At 68.3% G+C, this 511-nt stretch carries 1 pseudogene; it reads right to left on the bottom strand.

Features of this window, described 5'->3' with window-relative positions:
* Positions 1 to 501, bottom strand: a pseudogene (locus tag MKK58_RS22570) (porin family protein); the annotation flags it as partial.
* Positions 502 to 511 lie beyond the last annotated feature (10 nt).

Below are 511 nucleotides of genomic sequence, written 5' to 3'. Positions count from 1 at the left end.
GCGGCCGCGCACGGTGCCAAAGTAGTCGAGGCCCGACAGGCCGTTCGGGTTGACGGGGGTCAGATCGGGGTTCAGCACGCCGACGATGTTGCCGTAGCGGTTACGGCTGTTGCCGAAGTCGACGTACTGGGCGTCGGCCTCGACACCGATCACGACACCAGAGCCCGGGGTGAACTGGTAGTTGTAGCCGATCTGACCGCCGCCGACGAAGCCTTCGTTGCTGTCACGGCCGCCGAAGGCGCCGGCGCCACGACCACCCACCAGAGGGCTGGCGGCGGTGCCGAGGAAGCTCGGCGCATTGGCGACGATGGTGGTCGGGCCCTTGTTGTCGTTGCCCGTACCGAAGCCGTAGCCGGAGTTGAAACCGGAGTAGAAGCCGGTCCAGGTGAACAACGGCACCGGCACGAACACCGGGGGAGCCGCGCGGCGCGGAAGGTCGGCGGCGGAGGCGGCGCCAGCGAGGAGAGCCGAAGCGGCGCTGGCGAGGATGAGCGTCTTGATCATGTGAGGC

Source organism: Methylobacterium sp. J-078 (assembly GCF_022829285.1).
Lineage (GTDB): Bacteria > Pseudomonadota > Alphaproteobacteria > Rhizobiales > Beijerinckiaceae > Methylobacterium.
This window is presented reverse-complemented; position numbering and strand designations above follow the sequence as displayed.